The 9,737-nt window shown below is 69.2% G+C and carries 10 protein-coding genes; 5 read left to right on the forward strand and 5 right to left on the reverse strand.

The window, feature by feature from the left end:
- Nucleotides 1–207: hypothetical protein (locus B3E91_RS19215; RefSeq protein ID WP_287031027.1), on the reverse strand; the 207-nt coding region annotated here is incomplete at its 3' end.
- A 3-nt stretch (nt 208–210) separates the two neighbouring features.
- On the opposite strand from B3E91_RS19215, the gene B3E91_RS19220 reads away from it, so the two are divergent.
- The 5 genes from B3E91_RS19220 to B3E91_RS19240 are packed head-to-tail and all read left to right on the forward strand — an operon-like array spanning nt 211 to nt 4,341.
- Nucleotides 211–558, forward strand: coding sequence for a (2Fe-2S)-binding protein (locus B3E91_RS19220; protein ID WP_287031028.1), 348 nt, complete (start codon nt 211–213; stop codon nt 556–558).
- Nucleotides 558–1,706 carry an NAD(P)/FAD-dependent oxidoreductase gene (locus B3E91_RS19225; RefSeq protein WP_287031029.1) on the forward strand — a complete coding sequence of 383 codons (1,149 nt, stop codon included), beginning with the start codon at nt 558–560 and terminating at the stop codon, nt 1,704–1,706. The genes B3E91_RS19220 and B3E91_RS19225 overlap by 1 nt, the downstream gene beginning before the upstream one ends.
- Nucleotides 1,707–1,716: 10 nt before the next feature.
- Nucleotides 1,717–2,691: a dihydrodipicolinate synthase family protein gene (locus B3E91_RS19230; RefSeq protein ID WP_090223699.1), complete on the forward strand. Its 975-nt coding sequence runs from the start codon at nt 1,717–1,719 to the stop codon at nt 2,689–2,691.
- Nucleotides 2,682–4,109, forward strand: a complete 1,428-nt coding sequence (hydA, locus tag B3E91_RS19235) for a dihydropyrimidinase (RefSeq protein WP_090223697.1) — start codon at nt 2,682–2,684, stop codon at nt 4,107–4,109. The genes B3E91_RS19230 and hydA overlap by 10 nt, the downstream gene beginning before the upstream one ends.
- Before the next feature lie 13 nt (nt 4,110–4,122).
- A complete protein-coding gene (locus tag B3E91_RS19240) occupies nt 4,123–4,341 on the forward strand; it encodes an FmdB family zinc ribbon protein (protein ID WP_287031030.1) in 219 nt (72 codons plus the stop codon).
- Nucleotides 4,342–4,422: 81 nt separating this feature from the next.
- On the opposite strand, the gene B3E91_RS19245 is transcribed toward B3E91_RS19240, so the two are convergent.
- The 4 genes from B3E91_RS19245 to B3E91_RS19260 are packed head-to-tail and all read right to left on the reverse strand — an operon-like array spanning nt 4,423 to nt 9,550.
- Complete coding sequence (locus B3E91_RS19245; RefSeq protein ID WP_287031031.1) at nt 4,423–5,442, reverse strand: XdhC family protein; 1,020 nt, start codon at nt 5,440–5,442, stop codon at nt 4,423–4,425.
- A 14-nt stretch (nt 5,443–5,456) separates the two neighbouring features.
- Nucleotides 5,457–6,800: a c-type cytochrome gene (locus B3E91_RS19250; RefSeq protein WP_287031032.1), complete on the reverse strand. Its 1,344-nt coding sequence runs from the start codon at nt 6,798–6,800 to the stop codon at nt 5,457–5,459.
- Nucleotides 6,801–6,815: 15 nt separating this feature from the next.
- A complete protein-coding gene (locus B3E91_RS19255; protein WP_287031033.1) occupies nt 6,816–9,068 on the reverse strand; it encodes a xanthine dehydrogenase family protein molybdopterin-binding subunit in 2,253 nt (750 codons plus the stop codon).
- On the reverse strand, nt 9,068–9,550 hold the full coding sequence (locus B3E91_RS19260; RefSeq protein WP_090223668.1) for a (2Fe-2S)-binding protein: 483 nt from the start codon (nt 9,548–9,550) through the stop codon (nt 9,068–9,070). Before B3E91_RS19260 ends, B3E91_RS19255 begins: the two co-directional genes overlap by 1 nt.
- Between the last annotated feature and the right edge of the window lie 187 nt (nt 9,551–9,737).

The following is a 9,737-nucleotide window of genomic DNA, read 5'->3' on the forward strand; positions in this document are numbered from 1 at the left end:
GTCCGCGATGATTGCGGGCGCACTTGCCGAGCGCGGCTTTATGGCGTCGGCGACGCCGCGGGCATAGCCGGTGCCGCGGCCGCTGCGGAACGCGGGACGCTGGGGGGTCTCGAATGTGCAGGCGAGCTGGGCGCGGCGGCCGGGTCGCTCGACCCGGCGCTGGGCCAGGCGCAGCGGCGCCACGCCCGCGCCGCAGGTTTCGGCCATGCGATGGCGCGCCTGATGGCGCTGCGCGAGGGCCATGTGCAAGGCATCGCGGCCGACACTATCATCTGCCGCTGCGAAGACGTCACCCGTGGCGAAATAGACGCCGCCTGCGACGCCGGCGCGCGTGACGTCAACCAGCTCAAGGCCTGGACGCGCTGCGGCATGGGCCCGTGCCAGGGCCGCACCTGCGGCGACGTCGCCGCCGAACTGCTGGCGACCCGGCTGGACGTGCCGCGTGAGGCCGTCGGCATCTTCTCCGCGCGCACGCCGTTGCGGCCGATGACCGTCGGCGCGCTGACCGGCGCGTTCGTCTACGCCGACATTCCGATCCCCAAGGCGGCGCCGCTGTGATGACTTCCTCGAACATTTCCCAGGGCTTCGACGTCTGCGTGGTCGGCGGCGGCGTGATGGGCTGCACCACCGCGCTGTTCCTCGCCCGCGCCGGCATGCGCGTGGTGCTGGTGGAGCGCGACGCGCTGTGCCGCAGCGCCTCCGGGGTGAATGCCGGAACCCTGACCCTGCACATGACCCGCGCCGCGCTGGTGCCTTACGCGATCCAGGCGTGGAGCATGTGGATGCACCCCGAAACCTGGCTCGGCCAGGGCGTGCTGGCCACCCCCGCGCCGGGCCTGTCGCTGGCCTTCACCGACAACGAGCGGGAGATTCTCGCCGCCCGCGCCGCGGCCCGCCGCGAATACGGCGCGCAGATCGACCTGCTCGATCCAGCCGCCGCCTGCGCCATCGAGCCCGGCCTCAATCCGGCCGTGCTGGAGGCCGCGCACTGCACCACTGACGGCTTCGCCAGCGCCTACCTGACCGGCCGCGCCTACCACACCGCGCTCAGCGCCGCCGGCGTGCGCATCGTCGAGCAGACGCCGGTGACGCGCGTCCAGCGCCTCGCCGGCGGCTACCGCGTGCACGGCCTGGACGGCGCCGTGAGCTTCGACGCCACGCGCCTGGTGCTGGCGGGCGGCGTCTGGCTGGAGCCGCTGCTGGCGCTGCTCGACGTACACATCCCGGTGAAGACCCTGATCAACCAGCTGATCGTCACCGAGCGCATGCCGCCGGTGATGCGCACGGTGCTGAGCATCGCCAGCGGGCTGCTCTCGATGAAGCAGTTCGCCAACGGCAGCGTGCTCATCGGTGGCGGCTGGCAGGGCCTCGGCGACCGCGAGCGCGGCGGCGTGGAGACCATTCCGGCGAACCTGATCGGCAACCTGCGCCTGGCCCAGCACGTCATCCCGGCGCTCGCCGACGCTCGCGTGGCGCGCATCTGGCTGGGCCTGGAATCGGAAACCGCTGACGCCATGCCGATGCTCGGCGCGTTGCCCGGGCTCGACGAGGCCTACGTCATCGGCTGCGTGCATTCCGGCTACACCAGCGGCCCCTACATGGGCAAGTTGCTGGCCCAGCGCATCCTCGGCGAGACGCCGGAAATGCCCCTTTTCGATCCGGCCCGGCTGCTTGCAACGCCGGGCGTTCCCGCACAGACCCACTGAGACGATGCGCATGAGCCCACTCCAGCCACATCCCTTCCACGGCATCTACGCGGCCACGCTGTGCCCGATGGACAACGACGGACGCCTGCTCGACGAAGACAGCCTGGCGCGGCACATGGGCGAGATCGCCCGGGTCGACGGCATCCGCGGGCTGCTGATCAACGGTCACGCCGGGGAGAACTTCGCCCTCTCGCGCAAGGACAAGCGCCGCGTGGTGGAGATCGCCCGCGCGGTCTGCCCGGCCGACTCGATCATCGTCGCCGGGGTCAACTCCGAGGACAGCTACGACGCCCAGGCCCAGGCCGACGATGCCAAACAGGCTGGCGCCGATTCGATCCTGCTGTTCCCGCCGTACTCCTGGACGCTGTCCACCGACCTCGCCACGGTGGTCAATCACCACCGCATCGCCAATGCCAACGCGCAGTTGCCGCTGATGCTCTACCAGGCCGGCGTGGGCACCGGCGGCATGGCCTACACCGCGCAGATCCTCGCCGCGCTGGTGGCGCTGCCGGAGGTGGTGGCGGTGAAGGAGGGCAGCTGGGAAACCGCCGCCTACGACGCCAACCGCCGGCTGGTGAAGGAGGTCGCGCCGCACGTGGCGGTGATGGCCTCGGGTGACGAGCACCTGTTCACCTGTTTCGCCCTCGGCACCGAAGGCAGCCTGGTCAGCCTCGCGGCCGTGGTTCCCGAACTGGTCGTCGCGCTCTACCGCGCGGTGGCGGCGAAGGACCTCGGCGAGGCGCAGCGCCTGCACGAACACGTCTATCCGCTGGCCAGGGCGATCTACGGCACCGCCCCCGGCACCCACGCCAACGCGCGTCTCAAGGCCTGCCTGCACATGCTCGGGCACTTCCCCAGCGCGGCCATGCGCCCGCCGGTGCCGCTGATCGACAGCCTCCAGTACCAGCGCCTGCAAGCTGCCCTCGAGCATGCCCGCGCCTTCGCCAACAACGCCCAAGCAGACCGGAGTGAAGCATGTCTCTGACCCTTATCCGTGGTGGCCGCATCGTCACCGCCGTCGACGACTACACGGCCGACATCCTGGTGGACGGCGAGCAGATCGTCGCCATCGGCCGCCAGTTGCCGGCCGGCAGCGACACGCGGGTGATCGACGCGGCCGGCATGCTGGTGTTCCCCGGTGGCGTGGACTGCCACACGCACATGGAAAACACCTTCGGCCCCTCGGTGACCGCCGACAACTTCGCATCCGGCACGCGTTCGGCGGCCCACGGCGGCACCACCACGATCATCGACTTCGCCCTGCAGATTCCCGGCACAAGCCCGCTGCAGGCGATCGAGCGCGCGCAGTCCAAGGCCGCCTCCACCGCCAGCATCGACTACGGTTTCCACGTTATCGTCACCCAGGTCGACGAGCAGGTACTGGCCGACATGCGCCATGCCATCCGTCACGAGGGGGTGTCGAGCTTCAAGATGTTCATGGCCTATCCCGGCACCGTGATGTCCGACGACGCGGCGATCTTCCAGGCCATGCGCATGGTCGGCCAGCACGGCGGGATGATCGCCCTGCACGCGGAAAACGGCACCGTGGTCGACCTGCTGATCCGCGAGGCGCTGGCCCAGGGGCACACGTCGCCACGCCACCACGCGCTGACCCGTCCGGCGATCCTCGAAGGCGAGGCGACCCATCGCGGCATCAAGCTCGCCGAACTGGCCGAGGCGCCGGTGTACTTCGTTCACCTGTCGGCCAAGGAGGCACTCAAGCACGTCGTCGAGGCCCGCGACCTGGGCATCCCGGTGTTCGCCGAGACCTGCCCGCACTACCTGTTCTTCGACGACTCGGCCTATGCCGCGAGCGACGCCGAGGACACCTACGAACACGCACGCTTCGTCATGAGCCCGCCGCTGCGCTCGAAGGATTCGCAGAACGCGCTGTGGACCGCGCTGAAGACCGACGACCTGCAACTGGTCTCCACCGACCACTGCCCGTACTGCCTGAAGGAAGGGCATCTGGGCAAGGTCAACCAGAAGCCGCTGGGCCGCGACGATTTCTCCAGGATCCCCAACGGCGTGCCGGGTGTGGAAACGCGCATGACCGTGGTCTACGACGGCGGCGTGCGCAATGGACGGATCTCGCTCAATCGCTTCGTCGAGCTGATGTCCACCGCGCCGGCCAAGCTCTTCGGGCTGTTCCCGCGCAAGGGCACCATCGCCGTCGGCAGCGACGCCGACATCGTCATCTTCGACCCCAACGAGGCGCACACCATCAGCGCCGCCACCCAGCACAGCGACTGCGACTTCACCCTGTTCGAGGGCCACCACGTGCACGGCAAGGTGAAGAAGGTGCTGCTGCGCGGCGAGCTGCTGGTCGACGACGGCCAGTGGGTCGGCAAGACCGGCCAGGGTCGCTACGTCCCGCGCGGCGAACTGGGCAAATACTGGTAAGGGGGAGGCCGCGATGCCGATCTACGAGTACCGCTGCGAACGCTGCGGCCTCTTCGAGGAGCGCCGCGCGGTGGCCGACCGCGACGCCGAGGCGCGCTGCGCGCACTGCCAGGGGCCGGCGACGCGCCAGGTGAATTTCCTGCCGACGCTGCTCACCCATCGCGCCGAACGCACCGAGCGGCCGGCACCGCCCGCCCGGCATCCGTCGGGATGCGGGTGCGGGGGGCATTAGCGGATTGTCAGGGGAGCACCACTTCGCCGCCTGGAGCGCCGATCAGATTTAGAACGGGTGCGGCGTACGCGCCACTGCCGGTCAGGCGCAGCGTTGCACGTCGTCGCGGGCCTTTGCCTGGCTGATGGAAAGCTCGTCCGGCAGTGCCACGGCATTCTTCGCGGCCAGTACCTCGGCCATCACGCTAACGGCGATCTCCGGTGGCGTCTTGCTGCCGATGTACAGGCCGATCGGCCCGCGCAAGCGTCGCAGCGATTGCTCGGTCTCGCCGAAGTGCTCGATCAGGCGCCGCCGCCGCTCCTGGCTGTTGCGCCGCGAGCCGATGGCGCCGATGTAGAACGCCGGCCCCTGCAGGGCCTCAAGCAGCGCCAGGTCGTCCAGCCTGGGGTCGTGGGTGAGGGCGATGATGCAACTGCGCACGTCGGCGGCGAACGTCCGGACCACGTCGTCCGGCATGGCGCGGATACGCTCCACGCCAGGCACGCTCCAGCCCTCGAGGTGCTGCGGGCGTGAATCGCAGAGGGTCACCTGAAAGCCGTTGAACTGCGCCATCACGGCCAGGTACTCGGCCAGCGCGCCGGCACCGATCAGCAGCATGCGATAGCCCGGCCCCAGGGTGCTGCTCATGCTTTGGCCATCGAAGCTGAACTGCTCGGGCGTCGCGGTGTTTTCCAGGCTGACCTGCCCGGTGCTCAGGTCAAGCTGGCGACGCACCAGCTGGCCCGCCTCCAGCCGGGCGAGCAGCTCCTCGAGGGGTTCGACGGCCGGCATGAACTCCATCACCAGTTCCAGCGTGCCGCCGCACGGCAGGCCGAAACGATGCGCCTCGTCGGCGCTGACGCCGTAGCGAACCCGTTCGGGTAACTGCTGCGGCAACCCCGCCGCGCCGTTGGCCGTGGTGTAGCGCTGGATCAGGTCGTCTTCGATGCAGCCGCCGGACACGCTGCCCACCACGCGCCCGTCGTTGCGCAGTGCCATCATCGAGCCCACCGGCCGCGGCGAGGAACCCCAGGTGCGGGCGACGGTGACCAGCACCACGCGCTCGCCCGCGCGCAACCAGTCGCGGGCGGTGCGCAGCACCAACAGATCGATACTTTCCATCGGGCCTCCGCCGTTCAGCGCATGTGCAGAACGATCGGCGTGGGGCTGGCCGGATCGGTGTGCGCGCGCAGCTTGGCCACGGCTTGCGGGTCGACCTTGCCGCCCCGGTTGCCCCAGGTGGTGCGCACGAACGACAGCACGTCGGCGATCTGCTGATCCGACAGTTGCCCGCGCAACGCCGGCATCCGATACGCGTCCGGCACGCCGGCGCTGACTACCCGCAGCGAGCCGTTGAGGCTGATGTTGATGGCCGAATCCGGCGCCGTGGTCAGCGCCGACGTCGCGCCTGCCAGCGGCGGTATCCAGGGTGCCTGTCCCTTGCCGTCCTGGCCGTGACAGGCGGCGCACTGCGTCAAGTACAGGTGCCCGCCGGGGCTGGAAAAGGCCGAGGCGTCCGCGACTTCGTACTGCCAGGGTTGCCCGTCGCGCTGCGGGTCGCCCGGCAGGGATTTGAGGTAATGGGCGATGGCGGCGAGGTCGTCGTCACCCAGGTACTGCGTGGAGTTGTTGAACGCCTCGGTCATCGAGCCGAACACCACGGCATGCGCGTTGCGCCCGGTTTTCAGGAACTGCGCGATATCCGCCTCGCTCCAGCGTCCCAGCCCGGTATTGGGGTCGTTGCGCAGGCTGGGGGCGTACCAGCCATCCAGCAGCGCGCCGGCCAGGTACTGCTCGCCGGATTCGCTCAGGGCCTTCTCGTTGAAGGCCAGGCCGCGCGGGGTATGGCAGCTGCCGCAGTGGCCGGCGCCCTGGACCAGGTAGGCGCCGCGGTTCCATTGCGCGTTCTGCCCGGGCTGTTCGGCAAAGCTGCCGGGCTCGGTGAATACCTGGTTCCACAACGCGATGGGCCAGCGCATGTTCAGCGGCCAGGGAATCTCGCTGGGCTTGTTCACCTGCGCCACCGGGGCGACGCCGTGCATGAAGAAGGCGTAGAGCGCACGCACATCGTCATCGCTGAGCTTGGAGTACGACGGATACGGCATGGCCGGATACAGGCGGCGACCCTCCGGGGCCACGCCATGGCGCACCGCGCGGTCGAAGTCGGCCAGGCTGTAGCCACCGATGCCGGTCGCACCGTCCGGGGTGATGTTGGTGGCGTAGATGGCCCCCAGGGGCGTGGCCATTTTCAGACCGCCAGCGAAGGGCGCCGCGTCCGGCAGGCTGTGGCACGCCACGCAGTCACTGGCGCGCGCCACGTACTCGCCGCGCTGGATGAGCGCGGCGTCCGGCGTGTCGCTTCGGGCGTCGGCGAGCGTCGAGGTCGGCACGCGCGTGCCGTACCAGACCAGCAGCGCCAGCAGAACCAGGCCGGCCAGGACGACTGCGCCGGCGATTTTGGTGTAGGGCCGTGTGCTCATGGGCAGGTCTTTCCGTCAGGCGGGTTGGCTGAAGGTGTAGCTCGAGAAGGGCATGCTGCGAATGCGCTGGCCGGTCAGCCGCGCCACCGCATTGGCCACCGCGGGCGCCACGGCCGGCAATGGCGGTTCGCCGATCCCGCCCATCTTGGCGCCGCTTTCGATCACCTTGACGTGCACCCGCGCCATGCGCGCGGGCGGCAGGATCGGGTACAGATCGAAATTGCGTCCGCGTGGCTTGCCGTCGACGTACACCGCTTCCTCCACCAGGGCCTGGGACAAGCCCAGCGACACCGCCCCATTCACCTGCGCCTCGACGATGGCCGGGTTGACGATGCTGCCCGGATCGATGGCCTGCCAGATGTCATGCACCTTCACCTGCCCGTTCTCGATGGACACTTCGGCGACCACCGCCGTTTCCGTGCCGAACGGCGAGGCCATGGCCACGCCCCGCGCGCGCCGCGAGCCATCCTCGGCGGTGAAGGGGCCGCGCTTCCAGCCGCCGGACAGCTCGCCGACGCTCTGCAGCAAGTGGGTCAGGCGCGGGTTGTCTCGCAGCAGGTGCAGGCGCAGCTCGAACGGGTCCTGCCCGCCCTTGTCGGCGAGTTCATCGAGGAACGCCTCGTAGAAGAAGTCGTTGAGCGAATTGCCCACCGAGCGCCAGTAGCCGAGCACCACCGGGCCTTTGACATAGTTCTGCGCGATGCGCCGGTGCGGGATCGCATAGGACTTGCCAGCCAGGCCTTCGAGCGCCGTCGGGTCGGGCTGGTCGCCCGGTTTGCCGGCGAGCGACTCGGTCGGCCCCTCCGTGGCGCTGACCGCCTCCAGTGCGACGGGCAGGCCCTTGTCGTCCAGCGCGGCACGGAATTTCACCACGGCCATGGGCCGCAACGCGTCACGCAGGAACTCTTCCTCGCGGCTCCAGATCAGCTTGATCGGCCGGCCGACCGCCTTGGCCAGCTCGATGGCCTGCGGGTACGGGTTGGCGGTCTCGTAGAGAAAGTGCCGGCCGAAGAAACCGCCCAGCAACGGGCTATGCAGATTGATCCTGGAGGGGTCGATGGCGGCGCATTTGGCGATATCGGCCAGGAACATGTCCTGCGCCTGGTTGGGCAGCCAGATGTCCAGCGTGCCGTCCGGGTTGAAGCGGGCCAGCGCCGACGGTGGCTCGAGTTGCGCGTGATTGAGGTACTGGTTGTGGTAGGTGGCCTCGACCTTGGTGGCCGCCTTGGCCAGGGTGCCGGCGAAGTCGCCTTGCTTCTCGGCTTCACGTCCCGGACCGGGTTCGTTGGCCAGGCGCTCACGGTAGGCCACGGTGGAGAAGTCCGCCGGCATCACCCGCCCGCTCGCATCGGTGGCGGCCTCCTGCCAGTCCACCTGGATGGCTTCGACCGCGCGCTTGGCGTGCCACCAGCGCTCGGCGACCACCGCCACGGCGCCGGGCAGGCGATGGACCGAATGCACACCCTTCATCGCCTTGACCTGCGCCTCGTTGCGCAGCTCACCCACCGTCATTCCCAGGCGCGGCGCGTGCTGCACCGCGGCGTGCAGCATGCCGTCCACCTGCATGTCGATGGAGTACAGGGCCTTGCCGGTGGATTTGTCGTAGGCGTCCAGGCGGCGCACCGGCTTGCCGATCCAGCGGAACTGGGCGGGATCGCGCAGGGTGACGCTGTCGACATCCGGCACGGGCAGGTCGAGGGCATCCGCAGCCAGCTCGCCATAGGTCAGCGAGCGCCCCGAAGCCGGGTGCAGCACGCGGCCGGGCTCGGTGGTCAACGCCGCCACGGGGACGTTCAGCCGCGCGCTGGCGGCCTGCAACAGCATGGCCCGCGCCAGCGCGCCGAGGCGGCGCATGGTCGGGTAGCTCATGCGCACCGACATGCTGCCGCCGGTGATGCGCATGCCATTCTCCATCACCACGTAGGCCTCGCCGGGCGGCGCGCTCTCGACCAGGAAGGTCGAGGGATCGGCGTCCAGCTCCTCGCCGACGATCTGCGCCATGGCGGTGTAGGTGCCCTGTCCGCCTTCGATGAAGGGGCACAGAAGCCGAATGGTGCTGTCCGGGCGTATCTCCAGGAAGGCGCCCACCTGGGTGCCGGCCGCCTTGCTTTCCGCGGCCATCGCCTGCATCCGCGCAGACCCCGAAGGCAGCGCGAAACCCAGCACCAGGGCGCCCGTTACCGTGCCCGAGGCCATCAGGAAACGCCGGCGGGAAAGGTTGATGGGTTCACCCAGCGCCGAAACATCGCTCTCGATACGGGCACTCATCAGGCGTTCCCCCCGGCAGGCGCGGCGGGCGTGGCCAGGTTGGCGGCCAGATCGTGAACGGCGGCCTGGATGGCGTTGTAGGTGCCGCAGCGGCACAGGTTCACCATCGCAGCGGCGATCTGCCCGTCATCGGGCTTGGGGTTGTTCTTCAGCAGGGCGGTGGCGGCGACCACCTGGCCGGACTGGCAGTAGCCGCACTGGGCCACCTGGTGCTCGACCCAGACGGCGACCACGCGCTTGCCCACTTCGTCGGCCTCGATCGCCTCGATGGTGGTGACCTCGCGCCCCACCACCCCGGCCACCGGCGTGACGCAGGAGCGCACCACATTGCCATCCACCAGCACCGAGCAGGCGCCACATTGCGCCAGGCCGCAGCCGTACTTGGTGCCGGTCAGCCCCAGGTCATCGCGGATGACCCACAGCAGCGGCGTGTCGGCTTCGGCGTCGACCTGGTAGGTTTTCTGGTTAATTCGCAATTCCATGGCTCACCTGCTCATCACGATGATGTATTGGGACTCCGACATTCGAGTGCCGGTAGGTCATCTTGGAAAAGTAGCAGCGGCTAAGCGGCGCACCTCGACACCCGGTCGCCCGGCCCATAGCGTTACGACCATCATCTACGCAAGGGAAGGCGGCTCGTTAGCACGATTCGCTGGCTGTCTTGCCTAA

Origin of the sequence: Pseudomonas sp. UBA6310, from assembly GCF_002438225.1 — a bacterium.
Lineage (GTDB): Bacteria > Pseudomonadota > Gammaproteobacteria > Pseudomonadales > Pseudomonadaceae > Pseudomonas_O > Pseudomonas_O kuykendallii.

Excerpts from the sequence above, each read along its gene's own strand:
- B3E91_RS19220 (WP_287031028.1), top strand. The coding sequence starts at position 211 with ATGGCGCGCCTGATGGCGCTGCGCGAGGGCCATGTGCAAGGCATCGCG.
- B3E91_RS19225 (WP_287031029.1), top strand. The coding sequence starts at position 558 with ATGACTTCCTCGAACATTTCCCAGGGCTTCGACGTCTGCGTGGTCGGC.
- B3E91_RS19230 (WP_090223699.1), top strand. The coding sequence starts at position 1,717 with ATGAGCCCACTCCAGCCACATCCCTTCCACGGCATCTACGCGGCCACG.
- hydA (WP_090223697.1), top strand. The coding sequence starts at position 2,682 with ATGTCTCTGACCCTTATCCGTGGTGGCCGCATCGTCACCGCCGTCGAC.
- B3E91_RS19240 (WP_287031030.1), top strand. The coding sequence starts at position 4,123 with ATGCCGATCTACGAGTACCGCTGCGAACGCTGCGGCCTCTTCGAGGAG.
- B3E91_RS19245 (WP_287031031.1), bottom strand. The coding sequence starts at position 5,442 with ATGGAAAGTATCGATCTGTTGGTGCTGCGCACCGCCCGCGACTGGTTG.
- B3E91_RS19250 (WP_287031032.1), bottom strand. The coding sequence starts at position 6,800 with ATGAGCACACGGCCCTACACCAAAATCGCCGGCGCAGTCGTCCTGGCC.
- B3E91_RS19255 (WP_287031033.1), bottom strand. The coding sequence starts at position 9,068 with ATGAGTGCCCGTATCGAGAGCGATGTTTCGGCGCTGGGTGAACCCATC.
- B3E91_RS19260 (WP_090223668.1), bottom strand. The coding sequence starts at position 9,550 with ATGGAATTGCGAATTAACCAGAAAACCTACCAGGTCGACGCCGAAGCC.